This window comes from Sediminibacterium sp. (genome assembly GCF_019264485.1).
Lineage (GTDB): Bacteria > Bacteroidota > Bacteroidia > Chitinophagales > Chitinophagaceae > Sediminibacterium.
The window spans coordinates 475,740-493,953 of sequence record NZ_JAHVAA010000011.1 but is presented as its reverse complement, the minus strand read 5'-3'; the positions used below and the strand labels follow the sequence as shown (position 1 = coordinate 493,953).

At 42.2% G+C, this 18,214-nt stretch carries 15 protein-coding genes and 1 tRNA gene; 9 read left to right on the top strand and 7 right to left on the bottom strand.

Features of this window, described 5'->3' with window-relative positions; genetic code table 11:
• The first annotated feature begins 3 nt into the window (after window positions 1-3).
• From KXJ59_RS08360 to KXJ59_RS08345, 4 genes are all read left to right on the top strand, one after another.
• Entirely contained in the window at window positions 4-1,692 is a 1,689-nt protein-coding gene (locus KXJ59_RS08360) for a beta-xylosidase (RefSeq protein ID WP_295203152.1), read from the top strand.
• Window positions 1,693-1,920: 228 nt separating this feature from the next.
• A complete protein-coding gene (locus tag KXJ59_RS08355; protein WP_295203149.1) occupies window positions 1,921-2,400 on the top strand; it encodes a sigma-70 family RNA polymerase sigma factor in 480 nt (159 codons plus the stop codon).
• Window position 2,401: 1 nt separating this feature from the next.
• Window positions 2,402-3,994 (top strand): outer membrane beta-barrel protein, encoded by a 1,593-nt coding sequence (locus KXJ59_RS08350; RefSeq protein ID WP_295203141.1) that lies wholly within the window; start codon window positions 2,402-2,404, stop codon window positions 3,992-3,994.
• 56 nt (window positions 3,995-4,050) lie between these two features.
• Entirely contained in the window at window positions 4,051-5,055 is a 1,005-nt protein-coding gene (locus tag KXJ59_RS08345) for a hypothetical protein (RefSeq protein WP_295203133.1), read from the top strand.
• A 46-nt stretch (window positions 5,056-5,101) separates the two neighbouring features.
• Here the strand turns inward: KXJ59_RS08345 and KXJ59_RS08340 are convergent, their stop codons facing one another.
• From KXJ59_RS08340 to KXJ59_RS08320, 5 genes are all read right to left on the bottom strand, one after another.
• Window positions 5,102-6,037: a hypothetical protein gene (locus KXJ59_RS08340; protein ID WP_295203129.1), complete on the bottom strand. Its 936-nt coding sequence runs from the start codon at window positions 6,035-6,037 to the stop codon at window positions 5,102-5,104.
• Window positions 6,034-6,612, bottom strand: a complete 579-nt coding sequence (gene def, locus KXJ59_RS08335; protein WP_295203126.1) for a peptide deformylase — start codon at window positions 6,610-6,612, stop codon at window positions 6,034-6,036. The genes KXJ59_RS08340 and def overlap by 4 nt, the downstream gene beginning before the upstream one ends.
• A gap of 152 nt (window positions 6,613-6,764) precedes the next feature.
• Window positions 6,765-7,181 carry a Holliday junction resolvase RuvX gene (gene ruvX, locus KXJ59_RS08330; RefSeq protein WP_295203122.1) on the bottom strand — a complete coding sequence of 139 codons (417 nt, stop codon included), beginning with the start codon at window positions 7,179-7,181 and terminating at the stop codon, window positions 6,765-6,767.
• A gap of 205 nt (window positions 7,182-7,386) precedes the next feature.
• Window positions 7,387-8,289 carry a UbiA-like polyprenyltransferase gene (locus KXJ59_RS08325; RefSeq protein WP_295203119.1) on the bottom strand — a complete coding sequence of 301 codons (903 nt, stop codon included), beginning with the start codon at window positions 8,287-8,289 and terminating at the stop codon, window positions 7,387-7,389.
• Between the two features lie 123 nt (window positions 8,290-8,412).
• Window positions 8,413-8,937, bottom strand: a complete 525-nt coding sequence (locus KXJ59_RS08320; RefSeq protein WP_295203115.1) for an RNA methyltransferase — start codon at window positions 8,935-8,937, stop codon at window positions 8,413-8,415.
• A gap of 129 nt (window positions 8,938-9,066) precedes the next feature.
• Between KXJ59_RS08320 and KXJ59_RS08315 the strand changes: the two genes are divergently transcribed.
• Both KXJ59_RS08315 and mutS read left to right on the top strand, forming a co-directional pair.
• The gene (locus tag KXJ59_RS08315; RefSeq protein ID WP_295203111.1) at window positions 9,067-10,623 is read left to right on the top strand and encodes a M20/M25/M40 family metallo-hydrolase; all 1,557 of its coding nucleotides are present in this window, start codon (window positions 9,067-9,069) and stop codon (window positions 10,621-10,623) included.
• Window positions 10,624-10,807: 184 nt separating this feature from the next.
• Window positions 10,808-13,444, top strand: coding sequence for a DNA mismatch repair protein MutS (gene mutS, locus KXJ59_RS08310; protein WP_295203109.1), 2,637 nt, complete (start codon window positions 10,808-10,810; stop codon window positions 13,442-13,444).
• A gap of 100 nt (window positions 13,445-13,544) precedes the next feature.
• Here the strand turns inward: mutS and KXJ59_RS08305 are convergent, their stop codons facing one another.
• Entirely contained in the window at window positions 13,545-14,726 is a 1,182-nt protein-coding gene (locus KXJ59_RS08305; protein WP_295203107.1) for a heparan-alpha-glucosaminide N-acetyltransferase domain-containing protein, read from the bottom strand.
• A gap of 208 nt (window positions 14,727-14,934) precedes the next feature.
• Window positions 14,935-15,008, bottom strand: a tRNA-Asp gene (locus KXJ59_RS08300).
• 149 nt (window positions 15,009-15,157) lie between these two features.
• On the opposite strand from KXJ59_RS08300, the gene KXJ59_RS08295 reads away from it, so the two are divergent.
• The 3 genes from KXJ59_RS08295 (at window position 15,158) to KXJ59_RS08285 (ending at window position 18,106) form a co-directional block, all read left to right on the top strand.
• Window positions 15,158-16,135 carry an acetyl-CoA carboxylase carboxyltransferase subunit alpha gene (locus KXJ59_RS08295; protein ID WP_295203104.1) on the top strand — a complete coding sequence of 326 codons (978 nt, stop codon included), beginning with the start codon at window positions 15,158-15,160 and terminating at the stop codon, window positions 16,133-16,135.
• Between the two features lie 69 nt (window positions 16,136-16,204).
• Window positions 16,205-17,086 (top strand): 4-hydroxy-tetrahydrodipicolinate synthase, encoded by an 882-nt coding sequence (gene dapA, locus KXJ59_RS08290; RefSeq protein WP_295203098.1) that lies wholly within the window; start codon window positions 16,205-16,207, stop codon window positions 17,084-17,086.
• Window positions 17,087-17,221: 135 nt separating this feature from the next.
• Entirely contained in the window at window positions 17,222-18,106 is an 885-nt protein-coding gene (locus KXJ59_RS08285; RefSeq protein ID WP_295203095.1) for a hypothetical protein, read from the top strand.
• Window positions 18,107-18,214 lie beyond the last annotated feature (108 nt).

Sequence of the window (18,214 nt, the reverse complement as noted above, 5' to 3'; positions counted from 1 at the left end):
TCTATGCAAAAGAAAATCGTTCCACTCTTATTCTTGATCCTGCTTTGTTTTGAAAACATACAGGCACAGCAGCCTGTTTCCATCCAAGTAGATATTAACAAAGTAAAAGGAAAAATGGAACCTGTATGGGCCTGGTTTGGTTGCGATGAACCCAACTATGCGTACATGAAAGACGGAAAAAAATTACTGACGGAACTTGGTCAAATCAAACCATCGGTACCAGTCTATTTTCGTGCACACAATATGCTCACTACAGGCGATGGGTCAGCATCTTTTAAATGGGGTTCTACCAATGCGTATACAGAAGATGCCAACGGCAATCCTATTTATAACTGGAAAATTGTAGACAGTATTTTTGATACCTACCTCGCCAGAGGCATCAAACCCATGGCAGAAGTAGGTTTTATGCCACAGGCACTTTCTACCAAACCAGAACCTTACCGCCATAACTGGAAACCCGGTGATCCTTATGGAAATATTTATACCGGTTGGGCCTATCCTCCCAAAGATTATAAGAAATGGGCCGCATTGGTATATGAATGGGTAAAACATTCCGTTGAACGTTATGGCAAAGAAGAAGTAGACACATGGTATTGGGAACTCTGGAACGAACCCGACCTTGCTTACTGGAGAGGCACCAGACAGGAGTTTTTCAAATTATACGATTATACAGCCGATGCCATTAAAAGAGCATTGCCTTCTGCCAAAGTGGGTGGTGTAGATGGTACAGGCCCCTTAGGTCGTTTATCGGGTTACCGGTTACTTGAGGGCTTTCTGCAGCATACTTTAAGAGATACCAATTATGCCACCGGTAAAATTGGTGCGCCGCTCGATTTTATTACGTTTCATGCAAAAGGAGCACCCAGTGTAGTAAGAGGCCATGTGAGAATGAACCTCGGTACCCAATTAAGAGCAGTAAACAATGGTTTTGAGCTGGTGTCTTCTTTTCCCGAATTAAAACACTTGCCAATCATCATTGGTGAGTCTGACCCCGAAGGATGTGCGGCCTGTGGTATGCATACCAATCCAGAAAATGCCTATAGAAACGGAACCATGTTCTCCAGTTATACAGCAGCTGCGTTTGCACGTAAATATGAACTGGCAGATTATTATAAAATAAATTTTATTGGTGCCGTTTCATGGGCTTTTGAATTTGAGGATCAGCCCTGGTTCCATGGTTTTCGCGACCTGGCCACCAATGGGGTTGATAAACCGGTATTGAATGTATTCAGGATGTATGGAAAGATGGGCGGACAAAGAGTGGAAGTAAGTGGTAATATGGCTTATGATTTTTTGCGTGTACGTGATTCAAGTGTGAGAAGAGAAGCAGATATAAATGCATTGGCCAGTTATGAAAACAAAACTGCCAGTGTAATGGTATGGAACTACCATGATGAAGACCTGCCCGCACCTGCTTCACCGGTATCTGTAAGCATCAAAAATATACCGGCTAAAAAAGCCCTGCTCACCCATTACCGGATTGATGACCAACACAGCAATTCTTATGAGGTCTGGAAGAAAATGGGATCACCACAACAACCAAGTCAAGCACAAATTAAAGAACTGGAAAAAGCAGGTCAGCTGGCCATGCTCGAAAGCCCGAAAACAGTCAGGATAAAAAATGGTCAGGCGGTAATTCAGCTGCAACTGCCCCGCCAGGGTGTATCGCTGTTACAACTCACCTGGAGATAAGGAAGGGTCATTGTCGGATTTTTAAATTTTAAGGCTTCTTTCTCAGTTAAAACCTGGCTGACTGGCCGGGTTTTCCTTATTTTTCGGGCAAAATTCATCCCGTTCCGGGCAACAATAGCACATAAAGTGGTATCTATGTAAGCGACGTCAACCCACTAAACTACCCCGCAGGTGACAGAACACGATCTGATTAGAGGCTGTATCAGGCAGGAAAACAGTTGCCAACGTATGCTTTTTGAGAAGTATGCCGGTAAAATGATGTCTGTATGTCTTCGCTATGCCAACGACGCTATGGAGGCAGAAGATATGATTCAGGATGCCTTTATCAAAGTTTTTCAATATATCGGCCAGTTTAAGTTTGAAGGGTCTTTCGAAGGCTGGATCAGGCGTATTGTAGTAAATACCGCCATTCGCCACTTAGAGCGAAAGAAAATGAAGTTCAAGGATATTGATGAACACAGTAACAGTGGCCCACAGGTGGAAGCCAGTGCTTATACGCATCTGGGAGAAGACGACCTGATGAAACTGATTAACCAGTTACCCGATGGATACAGACTGGTATTTAACCTGAATGTGATTGAAGGGTATAGCCATGAAGAAATTGCAGAAATGCTACATATACAACCCGGCACCAGTCGCAGCCAGTTAGTAAAGGCGCGGAAGATGCTGCAACAACAAATCTTACAATTGCAAAAAATTGCTGTATAAAATGACCGATAACCAATTTGACAATTTCGTCAGGGCCAAACTCCACGACCACTCTTCGCCTGTGCCGGCAGGGTTGTGGGATAAAGTGAACCCTGCCAATGATGATGATGACCGCAAAGGCATTATCATCCCCAGAAAATTCCGTTGGGGCCTGCCACTGCTTGCCCTGCTGATACTGGCCGGCTCAGTAACGGGTTATTTTATATTCAGTGATGATGCTTCAGGCAGCCTCACCAAAAGCCAGGATTCTGCAGCACAGACAGGCTCCGCCGCAATAACCTCAACCACTACCGAAACAAATGCATCCATTCATAACCAACAAAACAACCTGCCTGAAAATAATACTGTAACAAAAGCCTCAACAACCCTTGATCATAATACAATTTCAAATAAACCTACAGCAGATAAGCAGCAGCTTTCACCAACAGCACAGGAACCTGAGGCAGACAGAAACTCAATAACAACATCCACGCCTTCGCGTAATGCAGCCAACACCGGCAGTGTTGAGAAGCGGAACTCTGCTAAAGAAATCGATAATATCAACATCAGCAATAACAAGAGAAAATCTATTACACCAGGTAGTATCGAATCATTACAGGCATTGAATAAAACAACAAAAAATACCCGCCCTGTTCCCTTTGTAAGCGCTGACCTCACTGCCAAAAATGAAGCAGCTATTTCATCAACGGAAGACAGTGAAGAAGAGATGCTTTACCCTGTTACTTTCAGTGGCAATTTTGAACCAGGTAATATCATCTCCTTAAGTAAAGCCAATTTCGGGTTGAGTGGATTGATGCAGAGACAACAAATCAACAGTGCCTATTCAAAGAAATTCAAAAACATTATTGTTTGTCCACCCTATAAAACCCGTAATACCGACTGGTTTGCGGAAGTATATGTTTCACCTGATATTGCTTTCAAAAGCATTGAAAACAAATCGGCCACACAACAGTATCTCGCCAAAAAAGACAGTAGTGAAAGCATGCGTTTGGGTTATTCGGCAGGTGTTCGCATTGTGAAACCCATTACAGATAATTTCCTCGTGCGAACTGGTTTACAGTATACCCAGATCAATGAAAAATTCACTTATCGTACAGAAGATGAAGTAAAAACCATTACTGTTATTTCTGTGAGAACCATTATTCGTGGACCCGGCGATACATTGCGGGTAACCGATACCAGTACGGTACAACAGGTAGGTTATAAAACCAATTCAATCAAAAACCGTTTCCGCAGTTTTGATATCCCGGTTACGGTTGGTTACCAGTTTGGAAACGATAACCTCAAGTTTGGTATCAATGCCGGAGTAATTTTTAATATTTCATCCTGGTACCAGGGTGTAATACTCGACAGCAGTATGTCTGCAGTACCCATCAGCAAAGGCACAAATCAGGTATATAAAAACAATATTGGTCTTGGCATATATGGAGGTATCAGTGTACTGAAAAAAATGGGTGAGAATACACAGTTATTCTTTGAACCCTATTTCAGGTATAATCTTTCAGGTATCACCAGTGGACAGGCTTCTTACCAGCAGAAATTCAGTCTGGGTGGGCTATCCATTGGCTTGCGGTATAATTTAAACAGACAATAACAGGCAACGATTAAACACACATTGGTATCTTATTGATGTAGCGATAAGAAAAGATTATGAAAAAGAATTTATTCATCACAACGGTTGCAATGCTCTTCTTTTTTACAGCCTGTAAAAAAGAATTGTCAGATAATTTTACCACCTATCCTGGTGATCTCAGAAACGATACGGTTTGGGTAGCTACCACACCTGGTAATGCACCTATTCATCAACTGGCCGGTCAGTTTTTACCAGACCTGATCATCGATACTTTTGATTGTACACTGGGCGATACAATTACATTCAAAGATTATATAAGTATACAGGTACCAGCAGCTTCTTTTATAGAAAACTCAGGCACAGTTGCTACCGGAAAAGTAAGGATTGAATTTTTCAGGTTGAAAAAGAAAGGTGATTTTATCAAATTCTTTAAACCCACTACCTCATCGGGTTACCTGGTAGAAAGTGGCGGCGGTTTTTTTATCCGTGTAGTTAAAAATGGTCAGGAATTAAAGCTCGCTCCGAATGCATCTATCACTGTTCGCTTTTCAGATACGGAAGATCCTAAAACCAATATGCAGGTATTTCATGCAAGGGAAACAATTCCTTTTATTTCAAGTGGTATCGATACTTTACATACCTGGACAAGACATACAGACACCAGCCATATTAAAACATGGCAGGGACAGGATTCTCTTGGCAATCCATTGAAAGGTTATGAACTCACGACAACACAATTGAGGTGGACAGCTGCCAACCGTTTTATTGACAGTACTTTACCCCATACCAATATTTTTGCTTACCTGCCACAGAATTTCACCAATAAAAATACAGTGGTATATGCTGTATTCGAGAACCAGAAAATAGTAGTGAACCTTACGGCAGATTTCCGGTCAAGGAGTTTTACAACCATACGCATACCCAAAGGGGCAAAAATCAGGATACTGAGTTTCTCCAGACTGGGTTCCGATCTTTACCTGGGCACCCGCTTAGTGAATGATGTGGGAACAAGTAATGTGTATAAAATAGAACCGCAAAAGAAAAGTCTGGCAGATATACTCAATTACATCAATAACTTATAAGATACAAGGGTGTGGGATTTTGGATAAGGGTTGCCCCTGGCGACCCTTATTTCTTAAAATCAAATAGCGTAGCAGTAAAAATGGCGCGTTCTCTTTTCTTGAACATGGCATCCCAGTTACCTTTATAGCGAAGTGTTTTAGGAACAGTTAAGCCTTCGAACTTCCCCATTTCCACTTCCATCGATACATCAAAATCATACACACCTGCCTTATAACTGAGCGAATAATTTCGTCCCATTACTTCAAGTGTTTTCTGATCGAACCAGGTGGTCATCTGGTCTACCACCACCCTGTCGCTTTTAAAGAAGCCAAGATTCTCTTTGGGTGTAATAGAGAATACATAACAGAGCTGCCCTTTATATTCTTCCAGATCGAGACGATAATCATAGAGTTTATGCGCATCATCATCGTATAGATCGAGTTTATTACCGATAAAAGGAATACCGGGTATTTTTTTCCCTGGATTAAAGAACAACATTTTTAATTGTTCCTTGTGCTTTTCCATTCCCTTTTTATTGCTGGTAGTTCTTACACGTCCCTTTACAATATTGTCTTCCCCGCATACTTTACCTGTTGTAAAAAATAAACCTGCATACAATTCGGGTGTGGTGTAATTAAATTCTTTTTTACTGTCGTAAAAATCACCGGTGATTTTTTCTTCCAGTACATCCATGGTTCTGCAACCATCGGCCCTGTTTTGCCTGGTTTTGCTGTATAAAGATGCTTTTACTGCTCCCTTTTTATCGAGCATTTTTATATCGTTGTACGAAGTAAAACCCAGGATACGAAGGTTACGGAAGGCTTTATAAAAAGTAGTATCCTCCTTTATCTGCGAGAGCAACCGCTTATAATCAAAATTATTACGCACCACCACTTCAGATAAAGTAAAAGCCTGATTATCCACCAGCACAGCAGTATCCTGCGCCTTCAGTGAAGCTGAAATAATAAAAACAATAAAAATGGTGAAGAGCGTACGTATCATTTGATAAAGATCATTTTATAATCCACCCTTGTTTTTCCTTTGCTGATATCATTCAGTTTACCCTGCAACATTTTTTTGCGCAGGGGTTTGAGGTAATCGATAAATAATTTCCCTTCAATATGATCGTACTCATGTAAAATAACACGTGCGGTAATACCTTTAAACATTTCAACCTGTGGCTGGAACTGTTCATCCATATATTCCAGCACCACTTCTTCTGCTCGAAATACATCTTCACGGATATTGGGTATACTCAAACAACCTTCGTTATAAGGCCACTCCTCTCCTGCCAGCGATTGAATACGCGCATTGATAAATACTTTTTTAATACCCGGTTCATCCGGATATTTCCCTTTGTCTTCTGCCTCCTGGTGTTCAAAAATCTGCGAACTGTCTACCACGAATAAACGGATATCTTTATTAATCTGCGGCGCTGCAAGTCCTACCCCATTACTGGCATACATGGTTTCCCACATATCTTCAATCAGTTTGGACAAACCCGGGTAATCGGCTGTTATTTCCGCTCCTTTCTTTCTGAGCACCTGTGCCCCGTAGGCTACAATAGGTAATATCATTGCGTGTTCTGTGTTAATAATCGGCGAAAATACCCCGAATTTGGGCAACCAGCAAATGGGGAGGGATAAGAGAAAGTGAAAATTCGACAATTGAAAGTCAAAAATTCAAAAGTGAAAATTCAAAAATAGTCTGGCTTTTGACTTTTGAATTTTTACTTTTGACTTCTCTCCATATACTCCTGCAACATAATAGTAGCCGCTATCTGGTCAACATTTCCTTTGTTCTGGCGGTCTTTTTTCTTCATCCCCATATCAATCATGGCACGGGAAGCCATCTTTGACGTATAACGTTCATCAACAGTTACAAGAGGTATCGTCGGGAATTCTCTTTTCAATTGCTGGATGGCTTTTTTAACCAGCGGGGTAGCATGTGTGGGTTTATCATCCAGACCAAGTGGTTCGCCAATCAATATTAGTTCTACCGTTTCCGTCTGTATGTATTTTTTCAGGAAATGAATCAGCTCTTTGGTAGGAATAGTTGTTAAGGCACTGGCAATGATCTGTAAAGGATCAGTCACCGCAATACCTGTTCTTTTGCCACCATAATCTATGCAGAGTATTCTTGCCATTGAGAGACCGGAAGTCGGGAAAGTCCGAAACTCCGTAGTGCGAATTTAGGGAAAGGGAGGGAGTTAGTGAGTGGTCAATAGTCAATAGTCAATAGTCAATAGTCAATAGTCAATAAGGGGAATTTGATCTCGGTTATCTTTATTATGCGGTTAAAACATATTATTTCCTCACTCACGATTCACCATTGACCATTCACCTCTCCTTTCATTTCAACAACAACGACATGATTACCAACACCCCAAATACCACACTCGCTATTCCGTTCGCAGTCATAAAAGCAATATTTACTTTACTGAGGTCATCGGGTTTTACAATGGAGTGCTGATAGACCAGCATGCCACAGAATACAATAAAACCAATCCAGTATACCCAGTGAAACGGGCCGTTAAATCCTGCAGCCAGTATACAGCCAATACTAAGCTGATGTAACAGATTTGAAACCCATAATGCTCTTTTTTTTCCTAACACAGATGGAATGGAATACAGTTTCTGTGACTGATCGAACTCTACATCCTGCATGGCATAAATAATATCAAAACCACTCACCCAGAAAATTACCGCCAGTGAAAAAAGAATGGGTAAAACTGCAAATACACCTGTTACCGCCAGATATGCTCCGATAGGTGCAAGCGACAGACCAAGCCCGAGTACCAGATGACAAAGCATGGTAAATCTTTTGGTATAGCTATAAAAAAGAATCACGAATAAAGCTATAGGCGCGAGGTAAAAGCAAATGGGATTAATGAACCATGTTGCAAGAACAAACAAAGCACAATTAAAGATCACAAAACGCAAAGCACTATTGGGAGAAATAATACCCTTTGGTATTTCGCGGATAGCGGTGCGTGGATTTTTTGCATCAAACTGTCGATCAAGATAACGGTTGAAAGCCATTGCAGCACTTCTCGCTGTTACCATACAGATCAGTACCAATACAAAACTGATGATATAGGGATGAACACTGCTACCCAAACGCTCCTGCAGCCAGCCGGAAGGCAATACAGTCGCCTGTTTAAAACCGAGTACCAGTCCAATCATGGCAAAAGGCAATGCAAAAATGGTGTGGGAAAATTTTACAAGACTCAGGTAGTTTTTGATAGCAGTCATAAAAAACGAAATAAGATTAGATTCAAGTAACAAGAAACAAGGGGCAAGAAGCAAGAATAATGAATATCCAATATCGAATTCCCAAATCCGACATCAGACATCCGACATCTGACATCTGACATCTTACTTTCCTCTCACCATTTCCCATAAAACAATACCAGCTGCAACGGAAACATTGAGTGAGTGTTTCATACCAAATTGCGGGATTTCAATACATCCATCACATAGTTTCAGTACTTCGGCATCAACACCTTCTACTTCATTTCCTAAAACAATGGCCAACGGGAAAAAATCCTGCGCCACAAACTTATCAAGTAAAATACTCCCATCTGCCTGTTCCAGTGCAAATACTTTATAACCTTTCTCTTTGAGTTGCTGAACTGCTTCCAAAGTGGTGGGTAAATGTATCCAGTCGATGGTTTCTGTAGCTCCCAGTGCCGTTTTATGAATATCGCGGTGAGGTGGCTGTGGGGTATAACCACATAAACATATACCCTCCACCAGAAAAGCATCAGCAGAACGAAATACACTTCCTACATTATGCATACTACGGATATTGTCTAATACCAATACTATCCGGTTCTTTTCTGCCTCCTTAAATGCTGCCACCGATTTACGGCCCAGCTCATCCATGCTTAGTTTTCGCATCCTGCAAAGGTAAACTCAACCACTCAAATAATGATGATGGCTGATTGTAACAGAATAAGTAAATTGACTCTCCTTTTCGACCATGGTCAATGGACTATAGACCATGGTCTAACCCACAAACCAACCAATATGAGAAAATTAAACCGTTATGCCTGGTTACTGGCGCTGAGTATGCCCGTGGCCGCAATGGCACAGGAGAAAGTTGACCTTGACATGATGAAGAAAATCCGTGAAGAAGGATTACAGCGTTCACAGGTAATGGATATTGCCTTTAATTTAACCGATAAAAGCGGCAACCGTCTTACCAACTCTGCCGGTTATGCACGTGCCGCCAACTATGCAAAAGAAGCACTTACCGGTTGGGGCGTTGCCAATGCCACCATCGACCCATGGGGTGAATTTGGCAAAGGCTGGGATCTTGAAAAAATGTATGTTGCCGTTACCGCTCCTTATTACAAACCCATTCTTGCCTGGCCCAAAACCTGGACAGCCGGAACCAAAGGTTTAAAGAATGGTGAGGTATTGGTAATAACCGTTAAAGACTCTGCTCAAATTGAAGCTTACAGGGGGCAGTTGAAAAATAAGATTTTGATTGTTGACCAACTAACCGAGTATAAACACAGTTTCAAAGCTGATGCTGTTCGTTATACAGATTCTCAACTGGCTAGAATGGCTGCTGCAACACCTCCTCCCGTTAATCCTGGCGGACCCGGTGGTGGCGGTGGTTTCAGAGGAACCCCTAACCCTGCTGTTCGTGCATTGGCACTCTTGAAAGCCATGGCGCTGAAAGAAGGCGCAGTGGGTATGTTTACTACCAGCACCCGTAACCACGACGGTACCATTTTTGCCCAGGGCGGCGGTGCTTATAAAGGAACCGATCCTGAAAACTTTTTAGATATGGCTTTGGGTATTGAAGACTACAACACCATTTTACGTTTGGCCAAATCTGGCACACCTGTAAAAATGGATGTAGATGTAAAAACAAAATTCCAGACCAAAGATTTACAGGGTTATAATGTAATCGCTGAAATTCCGGGAACAGATCCTGCATTAAAAGATGAAATCGTTATGATTGGTGCCCACCTCGATTCATGGCAGTCTGGTACCGGCGCTACAGACAACGCTTCAGGTTCTGCCGTAATGATGGAAGCTATTCGTATCCTGAAAGCATTGGGTGTACAGCCTAAAAGAACCATCCGTATTGGTTTATGGAGTGGTGAAGAACAGGGTTTATTGGGTTCACGCAATTATGTAAAGAAAACATTTGCTGATCCTGCTACCATGCAGACTTTACCGGCTCACGAAAAATTCTCTGCTTATTATAATATTGATAATGGTACCGGAAAAATTCGTGGTATTTATTTACAGGGTAATGCAGAGTGCAAACCTATTTTCAGCGCATGGTTAGAGCCTTTCAAAGACCTGGGTGCCACCACAGTAACCATCAGCAATACCGGCGGTACCGATCACCAGGCATTTGATGGTGTGGGTTTACCCGGTTTTCAGTTTATTCAGGATCCTATTGAATACGATACCCGTACACACCACAGCAATATGGACGTTTACGATCACCTGATTGCAGATGACCTCAAACAAATAGCCACTATCGTTGCTGCTTTCACCTACAACACCGCCCAGCGCGATGCGAAGCTGCCGAGGAAGGCAATGCCGAAACCGAGGAATTAATCCAATTTGGTCCCGCCAGCGACGGGATGGAAATTTGCTAATTTGGAAATGGCACATAGTTTAATAGCCTTTTTGCAAAGCAAAAAGGCTATTTTCATTTCCAAATTTCCCCATAAGGGTCCTTTGGACAAATTGTCTCATTTTCTCCATGGGAGTCCCTTGGACAAATTCTATATTTGCTCCTATGGCAAAATCTTCGGCAGACACTCCTTTAATGCAACAGCACAGGGCCATTAAGCAGAAATATCCTGATGCGATTTTGCTGTTTCGTGTAGGGGATTTTTATGAGACTTTTGGAGAAGATGCCATTATTGCTTCACGTGTGCTTGGTATTACGCTTACCAAAAGAAATAATGGTGCTGCATCATCAAGTGAACTGGCCGGTTTTCCGCATCATGCGCTCGATACTTACCTGCATAAGCTCGTAAAAGCAGGTCACCGTGTAGCTATCTGCGACCAGTTGGAAGATCCTAAGACGGTAAAAGGTATTGTAAAAAGAGGTGTTACCGAAATGGTTACACCTGGTGTTGCCACCAACGATAAATTACTCGATCAGGGCAATAATAATTTTCTGGCTGCCATTCATTTTACAGAAACAGAAACGGGTATTGCTTTTCTCGATATCTCCACAGGAGAATTTTTTATTGCAGAAGGCAATGCAGAATATATTGATAACCTGTTACAGGGTTTGAAACCTGCAGAAGTTATTTTCCAGCGTAATTACCAGAAGGCTTTTAAAGAAACACATGGCAACCGCTTCTACACCTATACCATGGAGAGCTGGATATTTGATGAAGCTTTTACAACAGAAAGTTTACTCAAACATTTTCAGACCCACACTTTAAAAGGTTTTGGCGTAGAACATCTGTCAAAAGGTCTTGTTGCTGCAGGCGCCATTTTATATTACCTGAAAGAAACAGAACATCCCAACCTGCAACATATCAGTTCCATTCAAAGAATGGAGAAAGATGATTTTCTGTGGATGGACCGCTTCACCATCCGCAACCTTGAAATACTCAGCACCGGAACAGAACAAGGCAATACCCTGCTCAAAGTAATTGATCACACAGTGAGTCCGATGGGTGCCAGATTATTGAGAAGATGGTTGATATTCCCTTTAAAAGATGCAGCCAGCATCAGGGAGAGATTAAATACAGTTGAATACTTTTTGCTGCATACAGAAACACGCAAACCACTCTTACAGGCCATAGAACAATGTGGAGATATTGAACGACTGGTAGGTAAAGTACCCAATAAAAAAATAAATCCAAGAGAAGTATTACAACTGGCAAAAGGTTTGCAACTGGTAGCCCAAATAAAGGATCAGTGCAGTACTGCTACAGATCCTTTGCTCCTGCGTGCAGCTAAATTGTTAGACCCCTGTGAGACGCTGATAAAATCTATTACTGAATCATTAACAGATAACCCACCTGTTGCTGCCAATAAAGGTGAAGTATTCAGAGCGGGTATACATGCCGAACTTGATCAGCTCCGCAGTATTGCTTCCGGGGGAAAAGAGTTTCTGATCAATATTCAGCAGCGCGAAGCTGAGAGAACGGGTATCTCCTCTTTAAAAATCAGTTTCAACAATGTATTCGGATACTATCTCGAAGTCACCAATTCACATAAAAACAAAGTACCGGCAGACTGGATACGGAAACAAACACTGGCCAATGCAGAGAGATACATTACACCTGAACTAAAGGAATACGAAGAAAAAATTGTTGGAGCGGAAGATAAAATATTAGCGATAGAACTTGAGTTGTATGATCGCTTATTACAGAACTTACAACCTTATATTGTAGCGATTCAGCAAAATGCGCAGGTGCTGGCGCAATTAGATTGTCTGCTGTCTTTTGCAGAAACTGCATTATTGTATCAATATAAAAAACCGGAACTGCACGAAGGTCATATACTCGATCTGAAAGAAAGCCGCCACCCTGTTATTGAAAGAAATCTTCCGCCGGGAGAACCCTATATCACCAACGATATTTTTTTAGACCCCTCAGCACAACAGGTCATTATTCTTACAGGGCCCAATATGAGTGGTAAGAGTGCCATTCTCCGACAGACGGCGCTGATTACTTTGATGACACATATCGGCAGTTTTGTACCTGCTGCTGTTGCCAAAGTACCACTTACCGATAAAATCTTTACACGTGTAGGCGCCAGTGATAACCTGAGTGGCGGTGAATCTACTTTTATGGTGGAGATGAATGAAACCGCCAGTATCATCAACAATATATCTACCCGCAGTCTTATATTACTGGATGAAATTGGAAGAGGCACTTCAACGTATGATGGTATTTCTATTGCCTGGAGCATTGTGGAATACCTGCATGGTTCGCCACATACACCCAAAACATTATTTGCCACCCACTACCATGAATTGAATGAACTGGAAGAAAAATTACCACGTGTAAAAAACTTCCATGTTACCAACAAAGAAGTAGGCAACAAAATCATCTTCCTTCGTAAACTGGCCCCCGGCGGCAGCACACATAGTTTTGGTATTCATGTGGCCAAAATGGCGGGTATGCCCCCTGAATTGATTCAGAGAGCCAATGAAATTTTAGCGCAGCTTGAAGAAAAGCATGTGGATGAGGGAAGTCCGGAACTCCGAAAGACGGAAAGTCCGAAAGAGAGATTACAGCAGGCTGTGAAAGAAATCAGTGGCCCTAAAATGCAGCTCTCTATTTTTGATGCGCACTCCGAAACCTTCGACGATATCCGCAAAACACTCAGCGAAATAGACATCAACAGGCTCACACCTGTGGAGGCATTGATGAAGCTGAATGAGATAAAGGAAAAACTGAAGTAGTGAATAGTGAGTAGTGAATAGTGAGTATAAAATAATTCACTCACTACTGACTGCTCACTACTCACTATTTGACTTTTGCCTTTTCACTTTTGACTTAAACTCATAAATACCCCGTCCACCATCTTTTATTATGTTGCTTGAATGTATCATATCGTTTACACAACGGATAAAGACCTGCTACTACAGCAATCCATATCAGGTATACTATTGGTAAAGTGAATCCAAAATCATTGGGTCGGAATGCAAAATTACCGGCTGCCATATCACTTAATGGTCTTCCTACAGCGAAGAAAGCAACAATACAAAGCACATGAATAGTAAAGAAGTGTAAGAGATAATAAAACATCGGTACACGACCATAAACGCTTACCACATTTGTCCAACCGGCTTTTACTTTTTCAAGCCAGATGAGTAATAATAAAGCAGGGCCTAAAGTCATACACAAATACAACAAAGATGGCGGGTATTTGGTAACATTGAAAAAAGAAATAATGGTCATGGTATTATCTTTCTGGGTAGACCATGGCACCAGATCGCCATACACATTCACCCAGCGGAGTATAAAGAAAGCGGCGATGGTAGTAAGTCCCCAACCAAGTAATAAACGTTTGCGTTTGGCTGCATCAAATTCTTTTACATACCATGCCCCCATGCAATAACCCAGCAACATTACTCCCGGCCAGGGTATCAACGGATATAACACAGCAAAAAATCTTCCTTCTGCATAACTGGTAAACATCTGCTGGTGAAAGAATGCATGCCAGAAAGGAATTTCATTCATGTTATTGTAATTGAAACCATCGAGCATATTATGCCCGGCAACCATTACGATACCAATAATGAATAGCACACGCAGTGGCAGATAGATCAGAAAAGATAAGAGTACCATCGATAATCCGATGACCCAAATTACCTGAAAGAATATAAAACGGTATAGGGGATCAAATACAATGATAAAATTGACGACAACAATTTCCAACACCATCAAAAACAGCCCTCGTTTGAGCAGGAAGGAAGACAATTCTTTCTTGGTCTTCTTTTGTCCGGATAAAAAAGCGGAAGTACCTGATAGGAACACAAAAATGGGCGCACAATAATGTGTAATCCATCGTGTAAAAAACAGTACGGGTGTTGTAGTGGCCGGATTGGCAGGGTCTTCAACCATGGCAGAGATATGAAAGAAGTCGCGTACATGGTCGAGTGCCATGATGATCATTACCAGCCCACGGAGGATATCAATAGAAGATATTCTCCATTTTTCGGCAGTCAGGTTGTTGGTCATGGGAAGGGTTTGAGGAAAAGATACGAATTAAAAATTATTCGCTACCATTCTCCACCGGATTGAAATCCGGTGCAGGGAATGGGGTGTTGGTCTCAAAGACGATTCACCTAAAAACAACAAAGCCTCACAGAAATGTGAGGCTTTGCAGGATACAGACATATTATGCCATAAACAAAAAAGTCCCAGCTTTTGTAGCTGAGACTTTCTGCGGACCGGACGGGACTCGAACCCGCGACCTCCGCCGTGACAGGGCGGCATTCTAACCAACTGAACTACCGATCCGTGATTACTGGGAAACCAGTTAAATCATCCTAAAAACATCCCTTTCAGTCCGTTTTCGGGACGGCAAAGATAAGGGTAAAGACTTTTCATAAACAAATCTTTTCAGGAAAAAATCTGAACCCCTAATTTTACCGTTCTAAACGATCATTATGCCCCAATACCCAAACAGACAATTCCTTGATTTTGAGAACCCTATCAAGGAACTGTACGAACAAATTGAGGATACCAGAAAACTCGCCGAAAAGAACCCTAAAATAGATTATACAGCTACCATTCAGCAACTGGAAGACTCTATCCTTGAAAAAAGAAAAGAGATCACCAGACACCTTACTCCCTGGCAGCGTGTGCAACTGAGCCGTCATCCAGACAGACCCTATACACTCAAGTACATCGATAAAATGTGTACCGATTTTGTGGAGCTCCATGGCGACCGCAATTTTAAAGACGATAAAGCCATGGTGGGCGGTTTTGCCAAACTCGATGGTGAGACCGTGATGTTTATTGGTCAGCAGAAAGGTACCAATACCAAACTGCGCCAGTTGCGCAATTTTGGTATGGCCAATCCTGAAGGTTACCGCAAAGCTTTACGTTTAATGCGTCTGGCCGAAAAATTCAATAAACCCATTGTTTGTCTCGTAGATACACCCGGTGCCTTCCCAGGACTGGAAGCAGAAGAACGTGGACAGGGTGAAGCCATTGCCCGTAATATTTATGAAATGATTCGCCTGAAAGTGCCGGTGATCGTTGTAATTATTGGCGAAGGTGCTTCCGGTGGCGCATTGGGTATTGGTGTAGGCGATAAAGTGCTGATGATGGAAAATACCTGGTACACTGTTATCTCTCCGGAAAGTTGCAGCTCCATCCTCTGGCGCAGTTGGGATAAAAAAGAAACAGCGGCTGAACAATTACGTCTCACGGCTACAGATATGAAAGGATTTGGATTAGTAGATGAAATTGTACACGAACCATTAGGAGGTGCACATTGGGATTATGCCGAAGCAGCTGATATCCTGAAATCTTATCTCATCAAAACCCTGAATGAGATCAGAAGCATCAACCCAACCGAGCGTATCAACAACCGTATTGAGAAATATGGTAAGATGGGATTCTGGGAAGAAGCGGTATAAAAATGTCCAATAAGGAATAAAGAATAAGAAATAAGAAAGTAGGTTATATCATTTAAAAGAGTCTTGATAATGTCTTTAGAAACACAATTGAGAGGAACGGGTGTAGCATTGGTAACACCTTTTAAAAAAGACCTTAGTGTAGATTTTGATGCACTGGGAAAAGTAATCGATGCCATGATTGGTGGCGGGGTAGAATACCTCATTACTTTGGGAACAACAGGCGAAACCCCTACCCTTGAGAAACAGGAGAAGAAAGACATTGTAAACTATACTTTTGAGAAAGTAGCAGGCCGTGTACCTGTAGTAGTAGGTGTTGGTGGTAACAGCACCCATGAAGTAGTGAAAGACCTCGGTTATTTTCCTTTAGACAAAGCTGCTGCGGTATTAAGTGCCGCACCTTATTATAACAAACCTTCGCAGGAAGGCATTTTTCAACATTATAAAGCGGTGGCCGAAGCCTCTCCAAAACCCGTTATCTTATACAATGTTCCGGGAAGAACGGGGCGCAATATGAGCGCTTCTACTACCCTTCGCCTTGCACATGAAGTAGCCAATATTGCCGGTATGAAAGAAGCCAGTGGCGATATGGTTCAATGTATGGAAATTCTACGCGACAAACCCGCCGATTTTCTGGTGGTGAGTGGTGATGATGCGCTGGCCATGGCACAGATTGCCTGTGGTATGAATGGCGTTATCAGCGTGGCAGCCAATGCATTCCCTAAACAATTCTCCGATATGGTTCGTGCGGCATTGAAACATGACTTTACAACAGCCAAGCAACTCAACGATCCTTTATTAAAAGCATATGATCTGATGTTTGCTGAAAATAATCCATCAGGTGTAAAAGCCTTTATGTTTGAACAGGGTTTGATTGAAAATGAAGTGCGTTTACCTGTTGTGCCTTTGAGCAGTGGATTGCACCAGTCTGTTAAACAGTACTTAGCCAAGTAAAATATCTTCCTGCTGACCGTTTATGGGTAATGTTTGGCCTATGCGTCAAAAATTGCGAACAATCGGTTAATCTGCAACAGTTCGTGCTTGCAGCGACTGAGTATTTTGTAGTACGACCAATTAAACCATTGTATCATGCTGCGTATATGCTTATCAGCCTGCTGTTTATTTTCGATCATTGTAACCAGTGCTCAGACCGGCAGACAAAAAATTGTTCAAAGTTTTTCTTCAGCCGTTATTTCCACTCCTCCAGCCGAATTAAAACTTGATACTTTTTATAAAAAATACACCGATGCATTCGGCATCCCCGTTGTGTCTTCTCATAAAGTACCAGATGATGCTTTACTGGTTGCCAGAGATATCATCAATTACATGTTGTTGAAACGTACCGATATCCGTGCAGCCCTGGTAAAGCAGGGTGCACGTTTATTGATCATGGCAGAAACAGAAATGGAAACCGATTTACCGGAAAGAAGCAACTGGAAAAAACCCACCAGAGAAGACCGGCGCCTCACACCCGGTGAAAGAGAAAACTATGACAAGCCCGGAGGTATTGCCAGCATGACTGATAGAGAATACTGGAACAGAAGGGCACGTGGTATGGGCGGCACGATAACTTCCTGTGCGGAAGAAAATATTTTAGGCTATGCAGGTACCCGTTACTATGGTGAAAATATTTTAGTGCATGAATTCAGCCACAATATTATGAGCGCCATGCGTGTAGCCGACACGGCCATGCTGCGACGCATTAATACCGCTTATGCAAATGCAAAAGAAAAAGGCATGTACAAAGGGCAGTATGCCATCAATACGGTTGCTGAGTATTGGGCAGAAGGCACACAATGGTGGTTCTGGTCGAACTATGAATTTTATGATGGCGACAAACGCATACAGTCGCCCGATGACCTGAAAGCATATGACCCCGATTTGTATGCTTTACTCGACGAGGTTTACTGGGGACATAAAATCCCCACTGATGTGTATCATGGAAAGAACGTAAGACCAGCAAGAAGAAATTAATCTCAGCGTAACCTCTGCGCCCTTCTTTCTCTGCGGTGCCCTTCCTTCGTCAGGGTGACGTTAGGAACCCCACCGCAGAGAAAGGAGAACAGGGAGTTTACGCAGAGA

Bases quoted from the DNA above. Each gene is read 5' to 3' on its own strand.
- KXJ59_RS08360 (WP_295203152.1), top strand. From the start codon at position 4: ATGCAAAAGAAAATCGTTCCACTCTTATTCTTGATCCTGCTTTGTTTT.
- KXJ59_RS08355 (WP_295203149.1), top strand. From the start codon at position 1,921: ATGCTTTTTGAGAAGTATGCCGGTAAAATGATGTCTGTATGTCTTCGC.
- KXJ59_RS08350 (WP_295203141.1), top strand. From the start codon at position 2,402: ATGACCGATAACCAATTTGACAATTTCGTCAGGGCCAAACTCCACGAC.
- KXJ59_RS08345 (WP_295203133.1), top strand. From the start codon at position 4,051: ATGAAAAAGAATTTATTCATCACAACGGTTGCAATGCTCTTCTTTTTT.
- KXJ59_RS08340 (WP_295203129.1), bottom strand. From the start codon at position 6,037: ATGATACGTACGCTCTTCACCATTTTTATTGTTTTTATTATTTCAGCT.
- def (WP_295203126.1), bottom strand. From the start codon at position 6,612: ATGATATTACCTATTGTAGCCTACGGGGCACAGGTGCTCAGAAAGAAA.
- ruvX (WP_295203122.1), bottom strand. From the start codon at position 7,181: ATGGCAAGAATACTCTGCATAGATTATGGTGGCAAAAGAACAGGTATT.
- KXJ59_RS08325 (WP_295203119.1), bottom strand. From the start codon at position 8,289: ATGACTGCTATCAAAAACTACCTGAGTCTTGTAAAATTTTCCCACACC.
- KXJ59_RS08320 (WP_295203115.1), bottom strand. From the start codon at position 8,937: ATGCGAAAACTAAGCATGGATGAGCTGGGCCGTAAATCGGTGGCAGCA.
- KXJ59_RS08315 (WP_295203111.1), top strand. From the start codon at position 9,067: ATGAGAAAATTAAACCGTTATGCCTGGTTACTGGCGCTGAGTATGCCC.
- mutS (WP_295203109.1), top strand. From the start codon at position 10,808: ATGGCAAAATCTTCGGCAGACACTCCTTTAATGCAACAGCACAGGGCC.
- KXJ59_RS08305 (WP_295203107.1), bottom strand. From the start codon at position 14,726: ATGACCAACAACCTGACTGCCGAAAAATGGAGAATATCTTCTATTGAT.
- KXJ59_RS08295 (WP_295203104.1), top strand. From the start codon at position 15,158: ATGCCCCAATACCCAAACAGACAATTCCTTGATTTTGAGAACCCTATC.
- dapA (WP_295203098.1), top strand. From the start codon at position 16,205: ATGTCTTTAGAAACACAATTGAGAGGAACGGGTGTAGCATTGGTAACA.
- KXJ59_RS08285 (WP_295203095.1), top strand. From the start codon at position 17,222: ATGCTGCGTATATGCTTATCAGCCTGCTGTTTATTTTCGATCATTGTA.